The sequence below is a fragment of the Confluentibacter lentus genome (genome assembly GCF_002806995.1).
Lineage (GTDB): Bacteria > Bacteroidota > Bacteroidia > Flavobacteriales > Flavobacteriaceae > Confluentibacter > Confluentibacter lentus.
The window spans coordinates 388,901-415,888 of sequence record NZ_NIHE01000002.1 but is presented as its reverse complement, the minus strand read 5'-3'; the positions used below and the strand labels follow the sequence as shown (position 1 = coordinate 415,888).

18 protein-coding genes and 1 CRISPR repeat array are annotated in these 26,988 nt (G+C 30.9%); of the genes, 16 read left to right on the top strand and 2 right to left on the bottom strand.

Annotated features, from left to right (window positions below; genetic code table 11):
- Positions 1 to 572 precede the first annotated feature (572 nt).
- The gene (gene cas9 / locus CDH50_RS05725) at positions 573 to 4,889 is read left to right on the top strand and encodes a type II CRISPR RNA-guided endonuclease Cas9 (RefSeq protein WP_100611034.1); all 4,317 of its coding nucleotides are present in this window, start codon (positions 573 to 575) and stop codon (positions 4,887 to 4,889) included.
- Positions 4,890 to 4,983: 94 nt separating this feature from the next.
- Positions 4,984 to 5,678: direct repeats of the CRISPR family, unit length 36 nt; unit sequence GTTGTGGTTTGATTAAAGATTAGAAAACACGATATT.
- 628 nt (positions 5,679 to 6,306) lie between these two features.
- On the opposite strand, the gene cas2 is transcribed toward cas9, so the two are convergent.
- Both cas2 and cas1 read right to left on the bottom strand, forming a co-directional pair.
- Positions 6,307 to 6,636: a CRISPR-associated endonuclease Cas2 gene (cas2, locus tag CDH50_RS05720; protein WP_100611031.1), complete on the bottom strand. Its 330-nt coding sequence runs from the start codon at positions 6,634 to 6,636 to the stop codon at positions 6,307 to 6,309.
- Positions 6,627 to 7,511 (bottom strand): type II CRISPR-associated endonuclease Cas1, encoded by an 885-nt coding sequence (cas1, locus tag CDH50_RS05715; RefSeq protein WP_100611029.1) that lies wholly within the window; start codon positions 7,509 to 7,511, stop codon positions 6,627 to 6,629. The genes cas2 and cas1 overlap by 10 nt, the downstream gene beginning before the upstream one ends.
- A 267-nt stretch (positions 7,512 to 7,778) precedes the next feature.
- On the opposite strand from cas1, the gene CDH50_RS05710 reads away from it, so the two are divergent.
- From CDH50_RS05710 to CDH50_RS05640, 15 genes are all read left to right on the top strand, one after another.
- Positions 7,779 to 9,617: a T9SS type B sorting domain-containing protein gene (locus CDH50_RS05710; RefSeq protein ID WP_100611027.1), complete on the top strand. Its 1,839-nt coding sequence runs from the start codon at positions 7,779 to 7,781 to the stop codon at positions 9,615 to 9,617.
- 381 nt (positions 9,618 to 9,998) lie between these two features.
- Positions 9,999 to 13,088, top strand: a complete 3,090-nt coding sequence (locus CDH50_RS05700; protein WP_198513437.1) for a sigma 54-interacting transcriptional regulator — start codon at positions 9,999 to 10,001, stop codon at positions 13,086 to 13,088.
- Between the two features lie 183 nt (positions 13,089 to 13,271).
- Positions 13,272 to 13,688 (top strand): DUF7793 family protein, encoded by a 417-nt coding sequence (locus CDH50_RS05695; RefSeq protein ID WP_100611021.1) that lies wholly within the window; start codon positions 13,272 to 13,274, stop codon positions 13,686 to 13,688.
- Complete coding sequence (locus CDH50_RS05690; protein WP_100611019.1) at positions 13,685 to 14,110, top strand: DUF7793 family protein; 426 nt, start codon at positions 13,685 to 13,687, stop codon at positions 14,108 to 14,110. The genes CDH50_RS05695 and CDH50_RS05690 overlap by 4 nt, the downstream gene beginning before the upstream one ends.
- Positions 14,097 to 14,543 carry a PAS domain-containing protein gene (locus tag CDH50_RS05685; protein ID WP_100611017.1) on the top strand — a complete coding sequence of 149 codons (447 nt, stop codon included), beginning with the start codon at positions 14,097 to 14,099 and terminating at the stop codon, positions 14,541 to 14,543. Before CDH50_RS05690 ends, CDH50_RS05685 begins: the two co-directional genes overlap by 14 nt.
- A gap of 95 nt (positions 14,544 to 14,638) precedes the next feature.
- Positions 14,639 to 16,501, top strand: coding sequence for a PAS domain-containing protein (locus CDH50_RS05680; RefSeq protein WP_100611015.1), 1,863 nt, complete (start codon positions 14,639 to 14,641; stop codon positions 16,499 to 16,501).
- Positions 16,498 to 16,950: a response regulator gene (locus tag CDH50_RS05675; protein WP_100611013.1), complete on the top strand. Its 453-nt coding sequence runs from the start codon at positions 16,498 to 16,500 to the stop codon at positions 16,948 to 16,950. The genes CDH50_RS05680 and CDH50_RS05675 overlap by 4 nt, the downstream gene beginning before the upstream one ends.
- Before the next feature lie 437 nt (positions 16,951 to 17,387).
- On the top strand, positions 17,388 to 18,932 hold the full coding sequence (locus tag CDH50_RS05670; protein ID WP_100611011.1) for an aldehyde dehydrogenase (NADP(+)): 1,545 nt from the start codon (positions 17,388 to 17,390) through the stop codon (positions 18,930 to 18,932).
- Positions 18,933 to 19,205: 273 nt separating this feature from the next.
- On the top strand, positions 19,206 to 19,349 hold the full coding sequence (locus CDH50_RS15100; protein ID WP_157804943.1) for a DUF5679 domain-containing protein: 144 nt from the start codon (positions 19,206 to 19,208) through the stop codon (positions 19,347 to 19,349).
- Between the two features lie 622 nt (positions 19,350 to 19,971).
- On the top strand, positions 19,972 to 20,340 hold the full coding sequence (locus CDH50_RS05665; protein ID WP_100611009.1) for an Hpt domain-containing protein: 369 nt from the start codon (positions 19,972 to 19,974) through the stop codon (positions 20,338 to 20,340).
- Positions 20,333 to 20,701, top strand: coding sequence for a response regulator transcription factor (locus CDH50_RS05660; protein ID WP_100611007.1), 369 nt, complete (start codon positions 20,333 to 20,335; stop codon positions 20,699 to 20,701). Before CDH50_RS05665 ends, CDH50_RS05660 begins: the two co-directional genes overlap by 8 nt.
- Before the next feature lie 43 nt (positions 20,702 to 20,744).
- Complete coding sequence (locus tag CDH50_RS05655) at positions 20,745 to 21,848, top strand: HEAT repeat domain-containing protein (RefSeq protein ID WP_100611005.1); 1,104 nt, start codon at positions 20,745 to 20,747, stop codon at positions 21,846 to 21,848.
- Position 21,849: 1 nt separating this feature from the next.
- Positions 21,850 to 23,280, top strand: a complete 1,431-nt coding sequence (locus tag CDH50_RS05650) for a glycosyltransferase family 2 protein (protein ID WP_100611003.1) — start codon at positions 21,850 to 21,852, stop codon at positions 23,278 to 23,280.
- 15 nt (positions 23,281 to 23,295) lie between these two features.
- Complete coding sequence (locus CDH50_RS05645; RefSeq protein WP_100611001.1) at positions 23,296 to 25,710, top strand: sulfatase-like hydrolase/transferase; 2,415 nt, start codon at positions 23,296 to 23,298, stop codon at positions 25,708 to 25,710.
- A 10-nt stretch (positions 25,711 to 25,720) separates the two neighbouring features.
- Complete coding sequence (locus tag CDH50_RS05640) at positions 25,721 to 26,974, top strand: YaiO family outer membrane beta-barrel protein (protein WP_100610999.1); 1,254 nt, start codon at positions 25,721 to 25,723, stop codon at positions 26,972 to 26,974.
- The last annotated feature ends 14 nt before the right edge of the window (positions 26,975 to 26,988 follow it).

The following is a 26,988-nucleotide window of genomic DNA, read 5'->3' as shown; positions in this document are numbered from 1 at the left end:
CAATGGAAAGCTTTCCTTTTTTCTTTATAGAAAATTGGGATGCTTTTTTGTTTTATGCCATTCCCTTTTATATTTTTCCTAAAATCATAATGCAAAAAAAAGTCCCACCGAAGCAGGACTAAAGATTTTCATCTACGGCATATAGCCTTATTGTGATAAGATTAAAGATTAGAAAGTTTAATCTGTGGTAAATATAACTTAAAAAGTGCTATTTTTGCACAATAAAAGATAAACAATTTGAGAGTTTTTAGTTTTTGTAAATGAGGCAAATTCTAATTTCTTTTCAACCAGCATTATTTGACTGGACATTTTAATCAAATCATTTATTAAAAACACCTTGGCAGAGGTGTTTTTCTTTTTTTTTATAATCTCTATCAAGCCACAACTTTATATTTAATGTACATATAAAAAGAAAAATCAAATTAGCTTTCTTTATATTTAATAAATTTAGCCTTGTTTATATTTTTTGTTACATATAAATATTTATATTTGATAAGCAAATTTAATTTTTAATTTTTTAAAAACTAGATTTTTTTAGATTATTTTTATTGTGAAATAAAATTTGTACAAATATGGCAAGAATTTTAGGATTGGATTTGGGGACTAATAGTATTGGTTGGGCAATTGTTGAAAAAGAGAATAATGATTTTTCTTTATTAGATAAAGGTGTTAGAATATTTTCTGAAGGAGTAAAATCTGAAAAAGGGATTGAAAGTTCACGTGCGGCTGAGCGTACCAGTTATAGAAGCGCAAGAAAAATTAAGTATCGTAGAAAGTTACGAAAATACGAAACACTCAAAGCTTTGTCTATAAATGGAATGTGTCCATTATCACTAGAAGAAGTTGAAGCGTGGAAAAAGTCAAGTTTTAAAGATTATCCATTGAATCCTGAATTTATATCATGGTTGCGAACAAATGATGATGAAAATATCAATCCATATTTTTTTAGAGATAGAGCAAGTAAACAAAAAGTAACTTTATATGAATTAGGGCGAGCTTTATATCACATTGCCCAAAGGCGCGGTTTTTTAAGTAATAGATTGGACCAATCAGCAGAAGGTGTTTTTGAAGAGCATAACCCTCAAATTCAGTCTTTAATTGAAGATTTAGATTCTGTAAATTCAATTTTTGATGAGCTAAAAGATTATTTTATTAATCTTGGAATCATTGATTTATCTGAAAAAGGAGGTTTTAAAAAAGATTTGGATGAAGGAGAAAAGAAATTAAAAACACTTTATAATTCACTGGTTGCAATAGCCAAAAGGAATGAAAATGATGTTGTAAAATGTAAAGAGGAACTTATTGTTCGATTAAATAAGAAAGAAGATTTAGGAAAGGTAAAAGGTGAAATTAAAGAAATTTCGCAAGCTATGCTTGATGGAAATTTTAAAACCTTAGGTCAATATTTTTATAGTTTATATAACAAAGGGAAAATCAGAAATCAATATACTTCTAGGGAGGAACATTATCTTGAAGAGTTTATAATTATATGTAAAGTTCAAGGAATTAATGGAATTGATGACAATGAAAAACTGCCCGAAAAGAAATTTACAGGTCTAGCAAAAGATTTATATCGAGCAATTTTTTTTCAAAGACCATTAAAATCACAAAAAGGATTAATAGGCAAATGTTCTTTTGAAAAAAGTAAATCGCGTTGTGCCATTTCGCATCCTGATTTTGAAGAATACAGAATGTGGACGTATTTGAATACCATAAAAGTAGGAACTCAAAGTGAAAAAACATTACGCTTTTTAACTCAAGAAGAAAAATCAAAGTTGGTTCCTAAATTCTACAGAAAGAACGACTTTAATTTTGAAATTTTAGCCAAAGAGTTAGTTGAAAAAGGAACAAGTGTTGGTTTTTATAAATCTTCAAAGAAGAACGAGTTTTTTTATTGGTTTAATTACAAGCCAACTGACACTGTTTCGGCTTGTCAAGTTTCAGCTTCTTTGAGAAATGTAATCGGAGAAGATTGGAAAACTAAAATATTCACTTATAAAACATTCAATTCAAAAAAAGAGGAAGTTTTAAAATCTGTAGATTATAAAGATTTATGGCATTTACTCTCAGTTGCAACTTCTGATATTTATCTGTTTGATTTTGCCAAAGAAAAATTAGGATTTGATGATAAAAACGCAAAAGCATTTAGTAAAACTAAATTGAAAAAAGATTTTGCCAGTTTAAGTTTGTCAGCAATTACAAAAATTCTACCCTATATTAAAGAAGGGTTACTTTATTCTCATGCGGTTTTTATGGCAAACATTGAAAATATTGTTGATAAAGACATTTGGCAAAATGATGAACAGCGTCATTATATTAAAAATCAAATTGCTGAAATAGTTGATAATTACACTTTTGAAAAAAATCAATTAGAAATAATTAACGGACTTATAAAAGAAAGTAAACTAAAAGAAGAATATTATTCCAAAGAAGCAGAATCCATTTATAAAAAAGATTTAGCCAATAAATTAGTTTCATTTTATAAAAACAATGCTGTTGAAAACGAATCGGAACAAAAAGAAATCTTCGATAGTTTATTCCCTATTTTTATAGGACAATTAAAAAAATATGAGTTTATAAAGATAAAGAGATTAGATGAAAAAGTTTTAGAATTTCTTTCAGGAGAAAACGAAGATGGAGAAGTTTTTTGTAGTAATCCAAAGCAATTAAAAAAATTATATCATCCATCAGATATTGACGTTTTCAAAAAGAAAATCATCAAAGATGAATTTGGGAATGAAAAAGTAGTGTTGGGAAGTCCTTTGACTAATTCAATTAAAAATCCAATGGCAATGCGTGCGCTACATCAACTGAGAAAAGTTTTGAATACGCTTATTCTTGATGGTCAAGTTGATGAAAATACTCGAATTCATATTGAAATGGCTCGTGAATTAAATGATGCTAACAAAAGAAAAGGAATTCAGGATTATCAGAATGAGAACAGAAAATTTAGAGAAGACGCAATCAAAGAAATAAAAAAGCTCTATTTTGAAGACTGTAAAAAAGAAGTGGAACCAACCGAAGAAGATATTTTACGTTACCAACTTTGGACAGAACAAGGAAAGTGCGAAATTTATGAGCAAGGAAATAATATTAGTATTTCTGATATTATAGGAAGTAACCCTGTTTATGATATTGAGCATACAATTCCAAGAAGCATATCCCAGGATAATTCTCAAATGAATAAAACTTTATGTAGTCAGCGTTTTAATAGAGAAGTTAAAAAGCAGAAAATGCCAATTGAGTTGAGTAATCATTCAGAAATTTTACCAAGAATAGCGCATTGGAAACAGGAAGCTGATAATTTATCAAGAGAAATTGATACAATTAGTCGCTCTATAAAAGCAGCGTCAACCAAAGAAGTTAAAGACAAGAAAATAAGAAGAAGGCATTTTCTGTCTTTAAAAAGAGATTATCTTAAAGGAAAGTACGATCGATTTATTTGGACCGAACCCAAAGTTGGCTTTAAAAATAGCCAAATTCCAGATACGGGGATTATTACGAAATACGCACAAGCTTATCTAAAATCATATTTTAAAAGAGTTGAAAGCGTAAAAGGAGGAATGGTTGCCGAGTTTAGAAAACAATGGGGAATTCAAGAAAGTTTTATTGATGAAAATGGTTTTAAACAATATAAAGAAAAAGATAGAAGTAAACACACACATCACACCATTGATGCTATAACAATTGCATGTATGACTAAAGATAAATATGATGTTTTAGCTTATGCTTGGAAATTGGAAGATGAACAAAATAAAAAAGAAGCGAAAGCCATTATAGAACAAGCGAAGCCTTGGAAAACCTTCAAAGAAGATTTGCTAAAAATTGAAGAAGAAATTTTGGTTTCTCATTATACGCCAGATAACGTAAAAAAACAGTCTAAAAAGATTATCAGAGTTCGGGGCAAAAAACAATATGTAGCCGAAATTGAAAGAGATGTAAACGGAAAAGCAGTTCCTAAAAAAGACAGTAATGGAAAGACGATTTACAAATTAGATAAACACGGAAAAAAACTTCCAAGATTACAACAAGGAGATACTATCAGAGGTTCGTTGCATCAAGACAGTATTTATGGAGCTATTAAAGACCCTTTAAATACAGAAGAGATTCGCTATGTTATTCGGAAAGATTTAGAAAGTTTAAAAGCCAATGATATTGAAAATATTGTTGATGAATCAGTAAAAGAAAAAATAAAAGAAGCTGTTGCAAATAAAGTGCTGTTACTTTCGTCAAATGCTCAACAGAAAAATAAATTAGACGGAAAAGTTTGGATGAATGAAGAAAAGCAGGTTCCAATCAATAAAGTTAGAATTTATGCCAATTCAGTAAAGAATCCATTAGAAATAAAAGAACATAGTTTATTTTCAAAATCTAGACACGAGCATAAACAGAAAGTTTATGGACAAAATGACGAGAATTATGGAATTGCCATTTATGAAGGAATAGATAAGAAAGGTAAAATAAAAAGAGCTTTTGAATCGATAAATAATAAAGAAGCGGGACAATACTTTAAATTAAGTAATAGAGAATTTAACCAAGAATATAGTATTGTTGAAAATCCTCATGGTAAGACAGGATTGCCTTTAAAATATATCCTTAAAAAAGGGATGATGGTTTTATTTTACAAAGATTCTGCTGATGAAATTTATGATATTAGTGTAAAAGATTTAAATAAAAGACTATATAGGTTATCAAAGTTTGACGCACAAGGTAGATTAACTTTTAGGTCTCATTTTGAAGCTAAACAAGCTAGTGAACTTAAAGAGTTTTATAATGTAGATTTTGAAAATCCTTTGGAACAAGTTAGACTACAAGTTAGCAAATTAGATATTTTAGTTGAAGGTTATGAGTTTATTATGACTTCGACAGGAAAAATTATTCTTAACTAAATTTGCTTTACGTTCTTTGACATAAGATTTTCATAATCTTAAACATCTCAAACCACAACGGAAAATCTCCCGATTTTCTGCCAACGGATTTTCTGTTGTGGTTTGATTAAAGATTAGAAAACACGATATTTTTCTTATAACAGTAATGGGTTTAAGTTAAGTTGTGGTTTGATTAAAGATTAGAAAACACGATATTATTGGCTGAAGTTCTTGGAAATGTTATCAAGTTGTGGTTTGATTAAAGATTAGAAAACACGATATTATGGGTCTAATGTAGTAGTTAGACATTTAGTTGTGGTTTGATTAAAGATTAGAAAACACGATATTGTTTTACGGTAACGTGATTGATAAACACTAGTTGTGGTTTGATTAAAGATTAGAAAACACGATATTAGCCCAATCGCTTATTAAAATTCGTCATCCGTTGTGGTTTGATTAAAGATTAGAAAACACGATATTTGTAGGCGTACTTAATGCTTACGCTATTATGTTGTGGTTTGATTAAAGATTAGAAAACACGATATTATTTACCCATTCTTGGGTTGCTGCTGTACCGTTGTGGTTTGATTAAAGATTAGAAAACACGATATTACTACATTACTCTTTATACATTGGGATCATGTTGTGGTTTGATTAAAGATTAGAAAACACGATATTAAACACTTCTTTTTCATCAAACGCTCAGTAGTTGTGGTTTGATTAAAGATTAGAAAACACGATATTAACTACCAGATATGGGATGCATGATAATATGTTGTGGTTTGATTAAAGATTAGAAAACACGATATTAGTTGGCTTGTTGCCTTCTGATAATCAAGGGAATATCGTAAAATGTCGTTAAAAAAAATGCTTCTTTTTAGCAGTGATAAAGCTAGATTGAGGCATTTTTTTTATTGAGGTGGTTTACAAACACATCACTTTTATTTTATTGGAGTGTTTGTGAATCGAAAAATAATGAACAGTTGTTTTCATAGTTAAATCCCGAATTTTTCGATTTGATTAAAGATTAGAAATCGAGGAACGAGATTCGGCATAGCCAAAACACGATATTAGCTGGCTCGTTACCTGCTAATAATCAAGAGAATATCATAAAATATCGTAATAAAAAATGCTTCTTTTTAGCAGTGATAAAGCTAGATTGAGGCATTTTTTTTATTGAGGTGGTTTACAAACACATCACTTTTATTTTATTGGAGTGTTTGTGAATCGAAAAATAATGAACAGTTGTTTTCATAGTTAAATCCCGAATTTTTCGATTTGATTAAAGATTAGAAATCGAGGAACGAGATTCGGCATAGCCAAAACACGATATTAGTTGGTTCGTTATCTTCTAATAATCAAGAGAATATCGTAAAATATCATAATAAAAAATGCTTCTTTTTTGCAGTGATAAGGCAAGATTGAGGCATTTTTTATTTTAAAACAATTCCAATTGTGTGGGTTGAGGTTCTTTGGGCACTTCAGAACGTCCCCAAAAGTTCATAATATTACCAAATTGTTTATCGGTTATTCGTAAAACGCTTACTTTTCCTAGCGGAGGGAGTAATTTTTTAAGCCGCTTTTCGTGTACATCGGCACTTTCACTACTGGCGCAATGGCGCATATAAACAGAATACTGCATCATAGTAAAACCATCTTTCATGATGTTTTTTCTAAAACCTGCGGCGTTTTTGCGGTCTTTTGCCGTATCGGTTGGTAAATCAAAAAATACAAATAACCACATAAGCCTATAACCGTTTAGTTCCATAATTTTGGATATTTTATTTTTTTGCGTTCGCCACTATAGGATTGTTGTAAAGAGCTTGCGGTTTTTTGTAAAGCCACCATTAACGGACTTTTTTCGGTTTTAAAATAAACCGTTCGGGTTAATATTTGTAGTAGTTCTGCTTTTATTTCAGTAGTTAAATCTTGGTCATCATAATGTTGCATAACATAATGTACAGCCTCATCAACAATGGGTCTGAAAGGTTCCATAATATCATCTGCCAAAGCAAAGGCATTGTATTTACTTTTATGATGAATTCCTAAAGTATTCAGCAATCCGCTTCCAGACAACGCTCTGGCAGTTGCGGCTCGCAAAATAGCATAACCATAATTTAGAAAGTTATTTGGGTAATCACCAAAACGTTCACGTTTAAAATCTATGTCAAAAAATGATTTCCAATAAAAGTTGGCTGCAACACCTTCCATATTTGAGGTATCACCACTCAATACTTTACTTGCCAAAAACTCAAAATTATTTTTATTGGATGTTATTTTCTCTAATAAAAGACCTTGATTTTTAATTTTTTCAATAACGGTTTGTTGCCATAATTGTTTTTTTAATGGAGCACTAGCTTCTATTTGTGTTTTAAATACTTCTTGTTGAATGTGGTGGCTATTCAAATTTAGGAACATGCCGTTTGGTAGGTGTGAGTTATTGCAAATAATAACAGATGCATTATTTTCAACAAGTAAATTTAGCGCAGGAATACTAATATAAATTTCAGGATGGTCTATAACAATAAAGCCAATATCTTCAATGGGAATGGTTTTGTTTGTGATTTCAGAATTTATAACAAGTTGTTCCAATTTTGAAGTAATGGAACATTTGTTTGAAAACAATAATGTTTTTTTTAGCATAGCTGATTGATTAGATTAAACTAAACCGCTATTAACCAGTTGCTAAATGACAGAAAATAAATGTAATAAATTTAGATTGTTGATTGCTATTTATCCGATAATCAGTTGTTTTGATATATAAAGAGCAATTTTTTGTTTTATGGTGTTCAATCTTCCTATTTAAATCTTTCCTTTTGACTTTAAATAGAATCAGATTGTCTAAAACAGATTCAAGTAGTAAAATATTATAGTTTAAATGGATATATTTAAATTTATAAATGATACCAATTGGACAAAATATTTAAACTTTCAGTTTTTATTTTACTATTTAGCCCATGGGTTTTTCATGCCCAAAAAGAGGCCAATATTTGGTATTTTGGTTATAATGCTGGTCTGGATTTTAATAGTGGTAGCCCCGTAGTTATAACAGATGGTAAATTGGTAACCGAAGAAGGTTGTGCCACCATATCCAATAAAGAAGGGCAATTATTGTTTTATACAGATGGAATGACGGTATGGAACAGAAATCATAATATCATGATGAATGGCACGGGATTAAAAGGCCATTTTTCCAGTACAAATTCAGCGATCATTGTACCAAAGCCAGATTTTCCAAATATCTATTATATTTTCACGGTCGATTCCGAAGCCCATCTTAATGGGTTGCAGTTTTCGGAAGTTGATATGTCTTTAGATAGAGGTATGGGAGGTGTTACATCAAGTAAAAATAATTTTTTGTTTGCCCGTACCACAGAACAAGTTACTGCCATAAAAAACCCATTGTCTAATTCTTATTGGGTAGTTTCACATAAATGGGAAAATAATGAATTTATAGCTTATGAGGTGACAAGTTCAGGCGTTAATACAACCCCTGTAATAAGTGCATTGGGAGGTACTACAAATGGAAACTATTTTGGTGCTATGAAAATCTCTCCAAACGGCAAGAAAATAGCTATTTCCAATGTAGCTGATTCACGTCTAGCATTATGTGATTTTAACCCAGTAACGGGACAGGTCTCCAATTATATGAATTTACAGATTGTTGTTTATGGACTCGAATTTTCGCCAAATAGCAAATTTCTATATGCGGCTGATATTGCAGAAGATAAAGCGTTAACTCAGTTTAACCTAGAATTTAATAATGAAACTGATATTTTTAATTCAAGGGTTCTAATAGCCACCGCAAAAGCCAATCAAAATTTTGGAGCCTTACAATTAGGACCCGATGGTAAAATTTATATTTCAAAATGGAATTTGGACCACATAGATGTTATTAATAATCCAAATCGTTTAGGATTAAGTTGCAATTACCAGGTTGAAGCCATTTATCTTGACGGGAAAATTTCAAAATTAGGACTTCCACCATTTATCCAATCTTATTTCAATCGAACTATCTCTTTTGAAAACATCTGTTTTGGTAGTGCAACCATGTTTGAATTATCGGATACGGTAGATTCTGCCGTTTGGGATTTTGGAGACCCCAGCTCTGGAATACATAATACTTCAACAAACTTGGAGCCAACACATGTTTTTTCAGCTCCCGGCATTTATGAAGTTACTGTGATATCTACTGATGATGGACAGACCACAAACAGCACTACTACCGTAATTATTTATGACCAGCATATAGTAAGTCTTCTTCCCGGCTTTTTGAATGATATAACGGTAGTTGATAGCTCGGATAATAATTCCATATCTATAGATGTGGCCAATCTAGAATCTGGTGATTATGAATTTGCACTTGACGACCAATTTTCCTTTTATCAAGATGAACCCTATTTTGAAAATGTAAAAGCTGGTATCCATACGCTTTATATCAGGGACCGAAATGATTGTGATGTTAGGTTCATTGATATATCTGTTATTGGATATCCAAAATATTTTACGCCCAATGGGGATGGTATCAACGATTTTTGGCGTTTTGAGGGTATAAATGGACAATTCCAAGCCAATAGTGATATTTTTATTTACGACCGTTATGGAAAGCTACTAAAACAATTGACAACTACCTCCAATGGTTGGGATGGAACTTTTAATGGATCAATGCTTCCTTCAGATGATTATTGGTTTCGTGTAAAATTGGAAGATGGGAGACAATTTAAAGGACATTTTGCTTTAAAAAGATAAAAGTCTAAATAAATGAAAAAAGCATCATTTAGTGTTCATTCATTTGTAGTTAAAATGCTGAAATAAAATTAGTTTGAACCAATGGAAAGCTTTCCTTTTTTCTTTATAGAAAATTGGGATGCTTTTTTGTTTAAAACAGAGTTCTGCTTTATATTTCTTGTGCTTTATAAAAAGCAAATACAAGATTCTTTTGTGGTTTTTTATGACGTAAAACTATATAAAACCGCATATTATTTATTTTTCCATTATTTTCTTACAAATCAAAATAAATTATTATATTTAGAGGTTATACTATAGCTTTCCAATACATCATAATCTTAGTAAATTGATTTTAAAATGAGAACTCCGCAAGGCCTAAATAAAATTTCTAAAATTGAAAAGATGAAATTATTTATTGGTCTTTTTAAAAATAGCCCCATACCAAAATCAATTTCAAGTTTAACTACTAAAAAAATTGAGTTTGTAAATTCAGCATGGGAAAAATTAACTGGTTACACAAAAAAAGAAGCAATTGGTAAAACAGTATACGATCTTGAATTGTTAAGTTTAGAGGATAGGGAATTCATAAGAAAAAAAATACTGAAAGAAAAGTCAGTTACTAACTATGAAAGTTCAATAAGATTAAAAAGCGGACTCGACAAGAAAATTTTAATGAGTTTTTATGTTATTACAATTAATGGTGAAGAGTTTGTTTTAAACTGGCTGAGTGATATAGAGGACTTACATTTACAAAAAGACGAGCACGAAAAGAGACTTATTAAAAATGTCGAAAATTTTTTATTTGCTCAAGACTTCATTATAGATTCCATTGAAAATATGACAGATGGATTTATATCGCTCAACAACGATTGGGTTTATACGTATGTTAACAAAAGGGCAGCCAAAATGTTTGGCAGAAAATCAGAAAATTTAATAGGAAAACATATTTGGACAGAATTTCCAGAAGGAATTGGGCAACCATTTTATAATAATTATCATAAAGCTCTAGAAACCCAAAAAACAATTTCATTTGAAGATTATTATCAACCATGGGATCGTTGGTACGAAAATCGTGTAGTTCCTTCTAAAGACGGAGTTTCAGTTTTTTTTCAAGATATAACACATCGTAAAAAAGCAGAAGAGCTTTTAATAAAAAAAGAAAGGTACCTCGATAACATTATTAATAATATTGGAGATCCCATGTTTGTAAAAGATAGTGAAAGCCGTTTACTTTTGGCCAATAATGCTTTTTGCTCTCTTTTTAATCTTTCTAGAGAAGATATCATTGGAAAAACATTGGCTGAAGATGTGCCCCCAGAAGAAAGAGAAAGTTTTTTAAGTATTGACAAACAAGTGCTTTCAACAGGCATTGAGAATATTAATGAAGAGAGCCTTACTGTTAGAGGAGAAAAACCCCGGATAATTTCTACAAAAAAAACCAGATTCATTGATGATGCTGGTAATAAATATCTAATAGGAGTAATTCGGGATATTACCGAACGGAAACAAGTAGAAATAGATTTAAAGCTTTCCAAAGAATTTACCGATAATCTAGTTATGTCCATGCAAGAAGGACTAATAATTGTAAATCTAGAAGGCAAAATTATAATGGTAAACGATTCAACCTGTAAAATTCTCGAATATTCTAAAGAAGAGTTAATTGGTATGGAGTTGCCATATCCTTTTGCCAAGATGGAAGATTTTGATAAAATTGGAAAAACAAACAAAAAAGTAGCTCATGGCGAGGCGCCATCGTTCAAATTTGAGTTCATTAAAAAAAGTGGTAAACCATTTTGGGCTTCATTTTTAACAGGTAATATAAAGAATGATAAAGGGGATGTTATTGCTTTGTTTGGCACCATGAAAGATATTTCAGAAGAATTAAAGGTTCAAGAGACCCTGGAAGATATAGCTAAAAAATCTACTCAAAAAAAGGCAGTTATATTAGAGTTGGCTGGACTTGTTGGGAGTGATTTTGAATTTTCTTTAGAAAAAATAACCTCTTTATCAGCTGAAACTTTAAATGTTGAAAGAGTAAGTATTTGGAGCTTTAATAAGGATAAAACAAAAATATTTTGTGAAAAACTATATACTTCAAAAAACAAATCATATTTGGATGGGTTAACAATTAAAAAAGCTGATAATTCTGCTTATTTTGATGCATTGGCAAAATTCAAAACCATAACGGTTAGCAATGCACTTAGCAATGATATTACTAAAGGTTTTAATAAAAGTTATCTAAAACCTAATGAAATATCTTCTATAATGGATTTATTTATTACTGGTGCCAATGGGCATTATGGTATTATTTGTTTTGAGCATATAGGTGAAGAAAGAACTTGGACTAGTGACGAAGAAGAGTTTGCTGCATCTATAGCTAGTATAGTGTCATTAATAGTTGAAAGCAATGAGCGAAAATTAGCTGAAAAGAATTTAGTCGATTTAAATTTAAAACTTTCTGAAACGGTTGCAAAATTAGATGATTTAAGTCATCAATTAGAACGTGAAAATATTTATTTAAGAAATGAAATCGATCTTGTTTTCAATTATGAAGAAATGGTATATGGAAGTGAAGCATTTAGTAATGTGCTAACAGAAATTGAAAAAGTGGCTCCAACAACCGCCACGGTACTTTTGCTTGGAGAATCTGGCACAGGGAAAGAATTACTTGCCAGAGCCGTTCACAATATAAGTTTAAGAAATAAGAAACCTTTAATCAAAATAAATTGTGCCGCGATACCAAGGGAGCTTATAGAAAGCGAATTGTTTGGGCATGTTAAAGGCTCGTTTACTGGTGCCGTAGCTGATAAAATAGGCAAATTTGAATTAGCTGATGGTGGCACATTATTTTTAGATGAATTAGGTGAAATGCCATTAGAAATGCAGCCTAAACTTCTGAGATTTCTGCAAGAAGGTGAAATTGAGGTTGTTGGAGGGAATAAAACCAAAAAGCTTGATGTTAGGATTATTGCCGCAACCAATAAAGATTTGAAAGAAGAAATTAAGCTTAAACGATTTAGGGAAGATTTGTTTTTTCGAATAAATGTTTTTCCAATAACAGTGCCAGCATTAAGGGATAGACGTGAAGATATACCTCTTTTAGTGGAGCATTTTATTAATAAGTTCAGTAAAGATTATGGCAAGAACATAAAATATGTATCAGATATTGCTATGCAAGAATTTCAAGACCATGATTGGCCAGGTAATATTAGGGAATTAGAAAACTTGATTGAAAGAGCAGTAATTTTATCTAATTCTGATTCATTAATGCTTTCAAGCATCAGTTCTCAAGAGGCTAATAAGGAACGACTTATTTCCATGTCTAATTTAACCCTTAATGAGGTACAGCGAAATCACATTCTTAAAATACTTGAAAAATGCGATTGGAAAATTGATGGGTCTAATGGTGCTTCAAAATTACTTGATATGAAGCCCAGTACTTTAAGAGACAGAATGAAAAAATTGGGCATAAATAAATCTTCTACAAACTAACGGTATTCCGTGAATTTCAATTTTTTATTCATTTTTACAACGGTATTCCGTGAGTATTTTTTAATCTTTATTTTTTTAAGCATATTTTAAATAGCTAAAAATCAAATAGTTGAATTAATTTTATTGTTACTTGAGGTGCTTTGGCACACCAATTGTCTTTCAGTTTTTAATCAAATAGAAGACATGTGCAATAAGATTAAATGTAAAAAAGCTAAATTTTGGATAGAAGATGGTGTGCTTATTTGTGAATTTTCAGATGATAATTGCATAAAAAAGTTTAGCGAATATTTTTCAGAAGAATATTTAAAAGCAATTACCAAGTTATCAAATGGTGGATATTTTCCATTACTTATAGATCTTAGGAAATTAGATAAGAACTATGCTTTTTCTATAGCTTTAATATTATCAAAAAGGCCAGAGCTTAAATTAGCTATACTATCAAAGTCTTTTGTTGTCAATTCCTATTTTTTAAAATTTGTACTTACCATATTTGGAAGAATCTATGACTCGATTATTCCCAATAGAATTTTCATGAACTATAATAAGGCCATTGAATATTCATTAGAAACCCATCAAAATTTTTATGCCCATACTAAATGATTACAGACAAAAGAATAATTATAATTAATAAGACTAGATTTTGGACAGACTCTAGAGGCATTCTTTTTTGCGAATTCCAAAATAAAGGTACTTATCTCACACTAGAAGTAGATGCTATAGAAAAATATGAAAAAGCTATTTCTGAATTGTCTCAAGGCAATCCAATGCCATTTTTAATTGATGTCAGAGATGTTCAAAGCAATTTTAGCATTGAGACGGCCAAATTGTTTGCTAATAATGTTGTTTTTAAAAAAATAAGAATTTCAGAAGCTTATGTAATTAATTCAATAAATACTAAATTATTAATAAACACGTACAAAAGAATTTATGAGCCAACTACTCCTTTTAAAATATTCAAGGATTATGATGAAGCATTAGAGTATTTAATTAAAGTTAAAAAAACATTAGATGGAGGCATTTAAATATTATATGTGGCGAACAAGCCCCGAGATCGCCATTTCAAAATTTATAGAAAGCAATGTGGCTATTTCAGTTTCAGATAATCTTGGACGTATAGTATACGCCAATGATCGTTTTTGCTCAATAATAGGTTGTGAAGAAAGAGAACTTATAGGTGTGAATAATAGTTTACTTAAATCGAATATTCATAAAGATCCTTTTTATAAAGAATTATGGATAACTATTAAGAATGGAAACATTTGGAAAGGCGTTTTATCTAATAAGACAAAAGAAGGAAAGTCATTTTGGTTAGAAACTACTATTGTGCCGTTAAAAGACAGCAAAGGTGTTGTAGAGAGTTTTGTGGCAATGTGTTTAGATATTACGAAGTTGAATGTTGAATATATTGAAACGGCCAATGTAGAACTTGATAAAATGATTTTAAAAAAGAATTAATAGAGTATTTATAAAATATTGAAGATTCTTCAATAAAATTTTTGACAACACTAAATGAAGACTTTGATTATTGTAATAAAGAGAAATAAAATTTAATGAAACTAATAAATCAACAAATCTGGAGAGATAATCCAGAAAATATTTTACTGGATTTTTTAAAGAGTCAGACGAGTATTTCCATTATGGATATTCTAGGGCGTATTATCTATGTAAATGCTCAATTTTGCAAGCTTGTAGAATCTTCTAATGAACAACTTGTAGGAGAGGTCAATTTGCTTTTAAAATCTGAGCGACATGTTAATCCATTGTATAAAGGTTTGTGGGCAACCATAAAACGGGGTCAAATTTGGAAAGGAATACTTTCCAGTTTTACAAGTTCTGGTAAAATGTTTTGGATGGAAGCTACAATAATTCCAGTAAGAAACAGCAAAGGCATGATAGATAAATATGTGGCTTTTTATCTTGATGTTACTCAAGAAACTGAAAAGAATTTAAAACTTGTAAATAGAGGAATTGAGTTTAAAACTTTTAAAGGTAATATTCCAGAAGTAATTCTGTCAATTAATGAGTTTGGTGATATTTTAAACATAAGCCAAGGGATAGATGGTTTTAGTATAGTAGAGATTGTTGGTAGTAGTTTATATAATTTTATTAATCCTATTTTTCATGAGAAGGTAAAGAATGTCGTTAAGAATGTTTTCAATAATGCTAAGCCAAATCGTTATGAAACTATGGATTTTAACAAAGAGGGAGTTCAAACCTTTTTTATATCACAAATTGTTCCAGTTCTTAATAGTAAAGGCTTAGTTATATCTGCCAGAATTTCTGTTCAAGAAGTAAAAAATATTAGGGATGTTAAACAAAAATTAATAGAGAATGAGTCAAGGTACCATAATCTTTTTCAATCTATGAAGGTAGGGATTATCGTTGTGGTTGATGATGAAGGAAAAATTACAGAATGGAACAAAGGTGCTGAGCTTGCTTTTGGATACGCAGAAAGTGAGATAATTGGTGAATACTTAACAAAATTAATAGCAAACAAAAGCAGAAAATCGAGTTTAATCGAATTGCTAAGTGCAGTAGGAAATCTTGAAGACTTTAGCACCAGCGATACTGTTGAAATGAAGGCGTTAAATAAAAACGGGTTAGAATTTCCTGTAGAATTTGCATTAAGCAAATGGAAAACACGGAATTCTACCTTTTATTGTGCCATGATGTTGGATATTACTAAACGAAAAAATTTAGAGAACAGATTAATAAGCAAAACAAAAGAATTGGAGTTATTTCTGTATCGGTCTGCACACGATCTTAAAGCCCCAATATCATCAGCAGAAGGGCTTGTAAATCTTATAAAACAAGAAAAGATAAATGATAGTGTATTAAATTTAACGTCCATGCTAGATGCCTCTCTCAATAGAGGCAAGGTGGTAGTTGAAAATTTAAGCCTTGCCTCTATGGTCTGTGAAAAAAGCAGGGAAATAAGTCGTATTGATTTCAATAAAATTATAAATAATGTTTTAAAATCCTTAAATGGGTTAGAAAATTTTAAATCTATTGATTTTAAAATTGATATTCCAGATTCAATTGAATACTACTCAAGTGTTGATTTGATGAATTCCTTATTTCAAAACCTAATTCAAAACGCTATTAAATATAGTATCTCAAAAAAATCTCAAGTTAGGTCAATTATTGAAATTAAAATTAATAATATCCAAGATGGCATTGTGTTTACCGTTAAAGACAATGGAATAGGCATTATAAAAAAGAATCTTTCTAAAATATTTGATTTGTATTACAGAGAAAATATTGAAGACACACCAGGTTCTGGTCTTGGATTGTATATTGTTAAAAACATTGTAGAAAATTTAAATGGAGAAATAAAAGTAACTAGTAAAGTTAATGAGGGGTCTTGCTTTAAAATAAAATTACAAAACTTTATATACATCAAAACAGCATGATACCAATTAGAAACATAATGTTAGTTGACGATAATAAAATTGATTTGTTTGTCAATAAAAAAGTAATTGAAACATATGATAAAAAAATAAGGGTTATACATTTTGAAAGGGCTTTATCTGCTCTAGAATACCTGAAAATTTCTTTACACGAAAAGAATCTTAACTACACAACAAGACCGAATGTTATGTTTTTAGACATTAATATGCCTCAGTGTAATGGGTTTGAATTTCTTGATGCACTCGAAAAGCAGGGGAGTTTAGAGGTTGAAAATTTAAGAATCATTATGCTTTCATCTTCATCTAGTCCAGATGATATATATAAAGCATTAAGGCATCCATTATGTTCAGGGTATATCAATAAAGCATTAACCGTTGAGAAACTTCACGAAATGATTAATATTGATAAAAAAGAATATCTAACTAAATATGATTTTTTAAATTTTAAATGAAGAATATCAAGAATGATATTTTTAAGTAAAAAATTAATAGAATAGATTATAGATGCTAAGGTAAAAATATAAAACAAACGTTTTGTTTGCAAAACAAAGTTGTTTTTATACAATAATTGGTTAAACCAATGGATAAGGATGCTTTTTTCTTTACAGAAAATTGGGATGCTTTTTTGTTTTATAAAAATTATAATACTATTTGGTTATCTAATTTAAGTACTATAAAATCATATCCTAAATTTAGTGTCAATAACTTATATTTAATAAATCATATTGTATCCAATTTTTTATAAAAGTTAATTAAACTTTAAACTATGTAATATGGCTACTATTAATTATATTTTTTTGTATTTTTAGTCTCTTTTCAAAACCTCGATTTTAATAATCTACTAGAAAAGAATATAATAATTTAGATAAAATATAAAAACCAAATATAAATGAGTAATCAAAGTACATTTTACGCAATAAATGCGGCAACTAATGAAGAATTAGAAGGATCATTTGAAAATGCAACCTTAGAACATATAAATTCGGTTGTTAATAAAGCTACAGCTGCTTTTGATATTTATAAAAAAATTGATAATAATAAAAAAGCTGCTTTTTTAGATCAGATTGCAGAAGAAATATTAAACTTAGGAGATGCCCTTTTAGAAAGGTGCCATTTAGAAACCGGTCTTCCTATAGCCAGATTACAAGGAGAAAGAGGCCGTACCATGGGTCAGCTAAAATTATTTGCAACCTTAGTGAGAGAAGGTTCTTGGGTTGATGCAAGAATTGATACCGCCATACCTGATAGGGCTCCTTTACCTAAGCCAGATATTAGACATATGTTAATGCCATTAGGTCCAGTGGTGGTTTTTGGAGCTAGTAATTTCCCTTTAGCATTTTCAACAGCTGGAGGTGATACGGCATCCGCTTTGGCTGCGGGTTGCCCTGTTATTGTAAAAGGTCATAAAGCACATCCTGGAACTTCTAAAATGGTAGCTGATGCTATTGCAAAAGCTATAGATATTTGTGGTATGCCAAAAGGCACATTTTCCTTAATTCTTGGAAACGCTAGATTTGTAGGTGAAGCTTTGGTTAAGCACCCAGGTGTAAAAGCGGTAGGATTTACAGGTTCTTATGGTGGAGGTAAAGCCTTATTTGATTACGCAAATGCACGCCCAGAACCTATTCCTGTATTTGCCGAAATGGGTAGTACAAATCCGGTTTTTATTTTGCCGGAAGCATTAAAAGAAAAAGGTGAAGAGATTGCTGCAGGTATGGCGGGATCTATTACGTTGGGAGTAGGACAATTTTGTACTAACCCTGGATTATCATTTGTACAGAAATCGGATGACCTTAGTAAATTTTATAACCAATTAAAACTTAAAATAAGTGAATCGCCAGCTGGGGTTATGTTGACACCAGAAATTAAAAAAGCTTACGATAAAGGTATTGAAAGAACCTTAGGCGTAGGGAATGTAGAAGAGTTTTCGGTTGGTTTGAATGGTGATTCTCCAAATGCCGGGACTCCAAGAGTGTTTAAAACATCCATAGAGAATTTTAACCAACATGAAGATTTATCTGAAGAGAACTTTGGGCCTTCAAGTGTTTTGGTAGAGGCTAATTCAAAAAGTGAAATTATTGAAGCAGCTAAAAATTTATCTGGACATCTTACAGCAACTGTTTTTGGAACAGATAAAGATTTAGTGGAATATAAAGAGTTGTTTGATATTTTGCCAAAAAAAGTTGGAAGAATTATTGTTAATGGATACCCAACAGGTGTGGAAGTTTGCCACTCTATGGTTCACGGAGGACCATATCCTTCAACAACAGCACCACAATCAACATCTGTAGGAACAGGAGCCATAAAACGTTTTGTTAGACCAGTTTGTTTTCAAAACTACCCTAATGCCATTTTACCAGACGAATTGAAAAATGAGAATCCACTAAATATTTGGAGATTGGTTGACGGTAATTTTAAAAATTCTAAAATTTAACGTTGATATAAGTAATATTTAAAAGAGCTCTAATTTTAGGGCTTTTTTTGTTTTTAATAAAATATTTTTATAGATACTAAAGTTTTTCAATTTGGGATTAAATCTCATTTTGCTCTAGTATATTATTGATTGGATTATAAAAATCTATAGAAAGAGTCATTTTAGGCTAAAAAGTAGAGTAAAAAATGATTTTTCATGGTTTTTATTTGTTGTCTTGTAAATTAAAACTATATTTAAATATAGTTTAATCAAACCAAAATCTAAATAGTTATTATGGAAGGATATTGTGTAAAATGTAAAGACAAAAAAGAAATCAAGGATGCTGCTGAAGTAACCATGAAAAATGGTAGAAAAGCAATGAAAGGCAAATGCCCAACTTGCGGAACTGGGATGTTCAGGATTTTAGGAAAGTCTTAAATTAAAAGTAAATAGTTTAAAGGGAGGTTAATAAACTTCCCTTTTTATTTTATTTCTCCAAAAACGGATATCTGTCCTATAGATGCCCGATAGTCTCTTTAATAAACCTTGGTAGTACTCAATGCATAAGTTTTGGGCATTATTATTATTGTCTTTAATGTAAAAATTCCCCTTACTATTTATATGCAAGTTGTTAATTGGGCTAAGGCATCTGTATCGGTTGCCAAAACAGTTTTACTAAAACCTTCCATTAGTTTTACCCACTCGTTTTGGAGTGTTTGAAATCCCCCCTTTAATAAATATAAATCGTAAGAACTGCTTCAAAAGCTTCTTAAACAAGGTTCTTTCTTTTGAATCTTTAGGAACAATAAGGGTTGGTTCAATAAAATAATCTTACTTTTTCTTATTACAAATAATAAAAATGTTTTTATTTAAGTCAACTCTTTTGGTACAATTCTCTTCATTTTTCATAAACTTTTTTAGTTAGCATCAAATAAAAGTAGTAATAATTATACGTTAAATATATTAATTTGCATTTTATCTTGTTTTTTATGCATTTTATCGATTTAATTTTTTATATTGCACCACTTTAAACCCCAAATAATACGATTAAAGCCTAGCTATGGTGAAAACGACTTATAATTACATAGACTTAACTTCATTAAGGGAAAATACATTTGGCAATGTGCCCATAGAAAAGGAAATCATGCATTTATTTATTGATATGGTTGATGATTACATTGCCATTATAGATAAGGAACTTCCCAACAAAAACTGGCAAGAACTTTACGATGCTACCCATAAGATTAAGCCCAATATTAGCATGTTTGGTATTTATAGTTTGGAGTCTACCATAGTAGAACTAGAAAATAGTTTTAGGAATGAAGTAAATCTAGAAAGCATCGAAGAAACAGTAAATGTAGTCTTGAACACTTTTAAGGAAGTAAAAAAAGAAATACTGTCAGAACTTAATTCAATGGGAAATGAATAAAAAGAAAATAGTTTTAGCCGAAGACAACTCCACGCTTTCATTGCTCCTCAAGTTCAGGTTGGAAAAAGAAGGCTATGAATTATTTGTTGCTACAGATGGTAAAGAAGCTTTAGAGCTTATAGAAAGTCAGAGTCCAGACCTAATTCTATCAGATATCATGATGCCTTTTGTAAGTGGTCTTGAAGTTATAAGCCATTTAAGAAATAAACTAAATTTAAGTACTCCTATTATTGTTTTTTCCTCTGCAGGACAAGAAGAAATGGTACTTAAGGCTTTTAATTTAGGAGCAAACGACTTTATGGGAAAACCATTTAGTCCAAATGAGTTAGTTATAAGAATAAAGCGGCTAATAGGAACTTAGCCATCAGTTAGTTTAATTTTTATCTGAAATTAATTTTGCCCCAATGGTTGATTATCAGTATATCTACGATTATTATAGTAATACCCCTCATCTAATTAAATGGGTATGGTGGGTTAGTGCGTTATTAGCTATATCAATAATTGTTCTAGCTGTTTATCTCAAATTCATTAGGCTTTCTCTAAGAAAAAAGAGTAATGAAACAGCAAAATTTAAAAGTGAATATGAAGCACTTTTGGTAGAATACTTGTATTCAGGAGACGAATCTGGTAAACTTACAGATTCCCAAAAATTGATTATCAATAGAATAAAGGACAGTATAAAAACCCCTTCCAAACGAAAAATAATAGTTTCGGTTTTATATAATTTAATGAATGAAGTTTCAGGAGAGATGTCTGATTCTATTAAGACGTTTTACTATGAAACCGGACTTATTTATTATGCTTTTGAAAGATTAAAAAGCAAAAAATGGAACATCATTGGAAAGGGGATAAGCGAATTGAGACGTTTTGGAATTGATGAAGCAAGTCATGTGATAGCGCCATTTATTAATCACCCTAAAAGCGAAGTGAGAAGCGAAACCCATCTTTATATGGTTAATTTGTTTCTTTTTGAAGGACTATCTTTTTTAGATAATTTGAAAGCGCCTCTTTCTGAATGGATTCAGATACAATTGCTAGAAACGTTACAAAGGTTTGATAATCAGGAAATATGTGACATACGTCCTTGGTTGAAGTCTGAAAACAATTCGGTCGTACTATTTGCTCTTAAATTGGCGCAAATCTATAATCAGTTTGAAGTTAAGGAAACATTAATGGATTTATTAGCTCATGAAAATAAGGAAATAAGGATTGAGACTATTGATGTACTGGCCCATTTATATGGTATAGAAGCAAAAGAAATGCTTAAAACAAACTTTAATGACCTAAGTTTAGAAGAACAGATAAGTTTCTTCAAGTTACTTGAAAAACTCGTTGTGCCAGATGACGAACCTTTTGTTGAAGCATATCTATTCCATAAGAATTTTGAAATTCAATTATTGGCACTTAAAATTTTGAAAGAAATTAATTTTGATAAATATATTGGTTTTACAAAATCGTCAAATAATAATAAAAGCTTAGCCATGGTCAAAGCTGTAAAGATGTTATAAAATGGATACAAGTTCGGTTAAAATAATATTACAAATACTTCATTACTTATTTTTTGGGTATGCTTTTGCCGCTATTATTTCCTATATTATTCTGTCCTTCATCTCCAGTAAAGAAACCATAGAATATATAAAAAAGAGAAGCTTTGTTAATTACAAAGATATATTGTCGTCTAAGATGTCTCCTTCTATAACCATAATAGCACCAGCATATAATGAAAGCTTGAATATCGTTGAAAATGTAAGGTCTTTATTGTCTAACCACTATGTAAACTACAACGTGGTTATTGTTAACGACGGCAGTAAAGACGATAGTTTGGAACGACTTATTAAAGCTTATGATTTAGAAAAAGTACATTATATAGTAAACGAAAAAATAACAACTAAACCATTGAGGGAAGGTATTTTTAAATCTAAAAATCCTGCATTTGAAAAACTTATGGTAGTTGATAAAGAGAATGGAGGAAAGGCAGATGCCTTAAACATGGGACTTAACATAAGTACTAGTAAGTATGTAGCTTGTATCGATGTGGACTGCTTATTGCTAGAAGATGCCCTTCAAAAAATGATAAAACCATTTTTAGAGGTTACGGATTCCAAGGTAATTGCAGCAGGAGGCGTGATAAGAATTGCCAATTCTTGTGAAATAAGAGGAGGCAAGCTTATAGATGTTAATTTACCTAAAAACTTATTGGTACAATCACAAATTCTAGAATATTTAAGAGCCTTTTTGTTAGGGCGTATGGCCTGGAGCAGGTTAAACGGTCTACTGGTAATCTCTGGAGCTTTTGGGATTTTCGATAAGGAAATTGCTATTGCTGTCGGCGGGTACGATACCAACACGGTTGGAGAAGACATGGAGATCATTGTGCGTATGCGCAGGTACATGGAAGAAAAAGGAGAAAAGTATAAAGTATCGTATATACCAGATCCCTTATGTTGGACAGAAGCACCCGATACTTATAAAGTATTTATTTCACAAAGAAACCGTTGGACCCGAGGAACTATTGAAACCTTAAGAAAACATCGTAAGATAGGTTTTAACCCAAAATATGGATGGTTTGGTTTAGTAAGTTATCCATATTGGTTAATTTTTGAACGTCTTGCACCTATTTTTGAAGCCATTGGCTTAGTTTATTTTATGATACTTATCGTGTTGCAAGAGGTACGGTGGGATTTTGCCATATCATTTTTTCTACTTGCCTATTTATTTTCAGTTGTTTTTTCAATTGTTGCACTGTATTCAGAGGAACTTACTTTTCACCAATATAAAAAGAAGGGTACAGGTTTTAAACTAGTATTGTTGAGCGCCATAGAGCCTTTTTTACTTCATCCCTTTGTGCTTTATGCAGCAATTCGTGGTAACTACGATTATTACTTTAATAAGAAAAAAAAGTGGGGCAATATGGTTAGAAAGGGATTGGTAAATAACTAGATAATATGTAAAGAAATGAAGATTAATTTAAAAACGGAACATTTTAATAATTACATCAAACTAACATTTGCATTAATAATTGCATTTTGGGTTTTAAGTGTTTATGAGGTTATTAATACCCAAACAAGTCAGGGATCATTTTTATTAACATTATTTTTAAAGTTTATAAATGATTTTTGGTGTGGCATTGTAATAGGCATAATTATTTTCCCATTGTTTTTTTTAATAAATAATTTTAAAGAAAAACTAGCCTTAAATGTTGTTATGACTTTATTTATCGTTTTGGTTCTAGGCCAGTTTTCATTAATAAAATATAGTTTAACAACATTACTAAATCTTGGGGCAGATTTGCTAGGGTATTCTTTTGATGATGTATCCAGTACCGTTTCAACTTCAGAATCGGTTACCATATTTTATTTTTTACCATTCATCATTTTTCCAGCATTACTGTTGGTTTCGTATGTAACTTTAAAAAAGTATGTGCAAAAACCGGTATTATTTATTTTAATGGCATCTGTTCTCCTGTTTGGAGTTTTAAAGCTCGTCTTGCCTAAATTGTCCAATGATATATATAAAAATAAATTGGCTTTTTTAACGTATGACATTATAAAATTTAAAAGAGAGCAACGTGCTTTAGGTTTGGTAAATCTTTACAATAGAGAAGATTTTCCACTTTTAAGAGCATCATCTGAAATCCCAGATGTATTATCGCCTTTCTTGAATAAAAATGAAGCTAAGCCAAACATCGTTTTTTTAGTGGTTGAAGGCTTAGGTGGCGAGTTTGTTGATAATGATATTTACAGTGGCTTTACACCTTACTTAGATTCATTAATTAATAAATCGTTGTATTGGGAAAATTTTGTCAGCACAACTGGTCGTTCTTTTGGCATACTTCCAGCTTTATTAGGGTCTTTGCCCTATGGGGAAAAAGGTTTTTTAGAGCTATCAAAAACACCATCGCATGTATCTCTAATAAGCTTGTTGAAAGCAAATGAGTATAATACATCTTATTATTCTGGGTGTCCTTCAAATTTTGACAGAAAAATAAATTTTTTGGAATATAATGGTATTGACCAACTTATTGATGAAAGCAAATATGGTCCAAGCTACACAAAAACAAGAACAGATGATGGTGGTTTTTCTTGGGGGTATCCTGACCATGAAATATTTAGAAAAGCATTAACAACAATGAATGCGGAAAAGCAACCAAGGTTGGATATTATAATGACGCTTTCTACCCATGAACCATTTGAGTACCCAGATAAGGAATTGTATAGGTCTAAGGTAAAAGAGCTTATGGAAAACTCAATTAAATCTGAAGACATAAAGAATACCATACTAAATAATAAAGATGTTTTTGGATGTTTGATCTATACAGACAATGCCATAAAAGAATTTATGGATGCCTATTCTAAAAGGCCAGAATATGAAAACACCATTTTTGTAATTACAGGAGACCATAGGTTAATACCTATTGCTCAAAAAGACAAGCTTTGTCGTTTCCATGTGCCCTTTTTGGTTTATAGTCCCATGCTTAAAAAGGCAGAACGCTTTAAAGCGGTGTCCTCCCATTGGGATGTTACGCCAACTTTGGTGAGTTATTTGTCAAATAATTTCAAGTTCAAATCTCCAGAAAAAACCTCTTGGGTGGGAACAGGGCTTGATACGGTTAAGCAATTTAGGAATTCAAAAATGATTCCGTTAATGCGTTATAAAGGAAGTTTGAATGAGGTAATCTATAAAGATTACTTTTATTCAGATGGAGAACTTTATAAAATTAAAAGTGATTTTGGTACCTATAGTGTTGTAGAGGAAGATATAAATAAAACGATTTTAGATTCCTTGATGGCGTTTAAAAAATTAAATGCCTATGTCACCCAAAGGAATAAAATATTTCCAGATTCATTAAATATTTATGTAACTCCTAAAAAAGAGTTCTCAGAACAAGAAATAAACACCATAAATAAGTTTGCCAAAAATAAAACATTTGATGAGGTTTTAGAAATTGCAAGGGAATTATCATTTAAAAAACAATATGAAACATCTAGATTGCTTTGTGATTTTATTCTTAACGAATACCCAAACTATACAGACGCACGCATATTAAAAGGCAGAAGTTTGGGTTGGCAAGGCGATTATGATAAAGCAAGAGTAGAACTATTGGATGCCATAAAACGTTCGCCCTATTATGATGATGCCTATATGGCATTGTTGGATGTTTACTGGTGGTCTAATCAAGAAAGTAAATCGGTAGCAATTTATTCTGAGGCGTTAAAAAATGAGATAATCAACCCATCCGTTAGTTTAAAGATGGCTCAGGCATATAAGCGTATCGGGAATGAAAACCTGGCAAAAAAAATAATGGATAGTATAGTTGATGTCCATCCAAATAATTCAGAATTTCTGGCTTTTAAAAATAGCTTGAACTAAAGTCCTGCGCATGAGAAAACACATTTTAATAATAGTTGTATTACTCAGTACTTATGCCATTGGGCAAGAAACCGAGTTTAAGGGAGACCCTGATACTTCTTTTGAAGTGGCAAGAAATTTAGCATTCAATTCCAAAAGGCAACAGGCGCAAGATACGCTTAGGTTTATTTTAACCAAATATCCAAATTACCATGATGTACGGTCATTTTTAGGAAGTACGTATTCTTGGGATGGGGAGTATAAAAAGGCAGCTGAGGAATTTAACTATGTTTTAGAGAAAAGCCCTGAACGTTTGGATACTTGGGAATCAGCAATCAATAATGAATTGTATAGAGAGGCACCTTATAATGCCATAAAAATGGTCGAAAAAGCATTCGGATATTTTCCCGAAAACGAAACGCTTTTGTATTTACAGGCAAGTGCCCAAAGCGCCACAAATAATAAAGAACAAGCACTTATTATTATTGATAAGATTTTAGTTAACAATCCTAATAATGAAAAAGCAATTGCATTTAAGCAATCGTTGCTAAACGATTTGAGACATAATATTATTGGCTTAATAACAGCAGTCGACTTGTATTCTGAAGTATTCGATCCCATGAAATATTACTCACTTAAATATGTGAGGAGAACCAAGTACGGCAGTATTCATGGTAGATTTAACTTTAGTGAGCGGTTTGGTTCTACGGGTTCTCAGGTCGAGGTAGATATGTACCCAACTATCTCGCAAGGGTTATATGCATATCTTAATTTTGGGGTATCGAATTCATACCTATATCCAGAAATACGTTACGGTGCCGAATTGTATAAATCGCTCCCGAAAGGATTTGAAGTATCTTTAGGATTTAGATCTTTAAAATATAGTGAGCAAACTAACATATACACAGGTTCTATCGGGTGGTACACTGGAAATAGTTATTTTTCGTTCAGACCTTATGTCACGCCTGGTGAGCCAAAAGCGAGTATGTCAGGAACTTTAATGTACCGCAAGTACCGACAAGATGCCAATAATTACTTTAGTATGGAAGCGGGAATGGGATTTTCCCCAGATATTTTCTATCGTTTAGGTTTTGAAGGTAATGAAGATGTTATTGTCAACCTGCAATCACAAAAATTTAACTTGGGATATTATTTTTCATCTAAGAATAATATAAATTATTGGGGGTTTCTAGCGGGGGTATCCCATCAGGAAATTAGTTTTAATCCCAGATCTTATTTTTGGATTTATTCATTTTCTGTATCTTGGGATTTTAACTTTAAATAGCTTTAACTTTGTTA

Coding starts and splice junctions, on each gene's coding strand:
- cas9 (WP_100611034.1), top strand. CDS start 573: ATGGCAAGAATTTTAGGATTGGATTTGGGGACTAATAGTATTGGTTGG.
- cas2 (WP_100611031.1), bottom strand. CDS start 6,636: ATGGAACTAAACGGTTATAGGCTTATGTGGTTATTTGTATTTTTTGAT.
- cas1 (WP_100611029.1), bottom strand. CDS start 7,511: ATGCTAAAAAAAACATTATTGTTTTCAAACAAATGTTCCATTACTTCA.
- CDH50_RS05700 (WP_198513437.1), top strand. CDS start 9,999: ATGAAATTATTTATTGGTCTTTTTAAAAATAGCCCCATACCAAAATCA.
- CDH50_RS05695 (WP_100611021.1), top strand. CDS start 13,272: ATGTGCAATAAGATTAAATGTAAAAAAGCTAAATTTTGGATAGAAGAT.
- CDH50_RS05690 (WP_100611019.1), top strand. CDS start 13,685: ATGATTACAGACAAAAGAATAATTATAATTAATAAGACTAGATTTTGG.
- CDH50_RS05685 (WP_100611017.1), top strand. CDS start 14,097: ATGGAGGCATTTAAATATTATATGTGGCGAACAAGCCCCGAGATCGCC.
- CDH50_RS05680 (WP_100611015.1), top strand. CDS start 14,639: ATGAAACTAATAAATCAACAAATCTGGAGAGATAATCCAGAAAATATT.
- CDH50_RS05675 (WP_100611013.1), top strand. CDS start 16,498: ATGATACCAATTAGAAACATAATGTTAGTTGACGATAATAAAATTGAT.
- CDH50_RS05670 (WP_100611011.1), top strand. CDS start 17,388: ATGAGTAATCAAAGTACATTTTACGCAATAAATGCGGCAACTAATGAA.
- CDH50_RS15100 (WP_157804943.1), top strand. CDS start 19,206: ATGGAAGGATATTGTGTAAAATGTAAAGACAAAAAAGAAATCAAGGAT.
- CDH50_RS05665 (WP_100611009.1), top strand. CDS start 19,972: ATGGTGAAAACGACTTATAATTACATAGACTTAACTTCATTAAGGGAA.
- CDH50_RS05660 (WP_100611007.1), top strand. CDS start 20,333: ATGAATAAAAAGAAAATAGTTTTAGCCGAAGACAACTCCACGCTTTCA.
- CDH50_RS05655 (WP_100611005.1), top strand. CDS start 20,745: ATGGTTGATTATCAGTATATCTACGATTATTATAGTAATACCCCTCAT.
- CDH50_RS05650 (WP_100611003.1), top strand. CDS start 21,850: ATGGATACAAGTTCGGTTAAAATAATATTACAAATACTTCATTACTTA.
- CDH50_RS05645 (WP_100611001.1), top strand. CDS start 23,296: ATGAAGATTAATTTAAAAACGGAACATTTTAATAATTACATCAAACTA.
- CDH50_RS05640 (WP_100610999.1), top strand. CDS start 25,721: ATGAGAAAACACATTTTAATAATAGTTGTATTACTCAGTACTTATGCC.